The following is a 207-nucleotide window of genomic DNA, read 5'->3' on the forward strand; positions in this document are numbered from 1 at the left end:
TGGTGGCCGGGTCCTTGCCGAAGAAGTGTTCGCGGACGAACCCGCCGGATTCGGCCTTGTAGGTCTGGTAGTCCCCGTCGGGGGTTTCGTTCATGATCTTCACCAGCGACCCGTCGGTGTCGCGGGTGAGCAGGTCATCCCATTCCCGGCCCCAGACGACCTTGATCACGTTCCAGCCCGCGCCGCGGAAGAACGCTTCGAGTTCCT

General features: G+C 63.8%; 1 protein-coding gene. It reads right to left on the bottom strand.

Annotation, left to right across the window (positions count from 1 at the left end; translation table 11 throughout):
* On the bottom strand, positions 1-207 hold a 207-nt coding region (locus AC5RUQ_RS20980), incomplete at both ends, for a hypothetical protein (RefSeq protein ID WP_493949188.1).

Source organism: Arthrobacter sp. MDT2-3 (genome assembly GCF_059090465.1).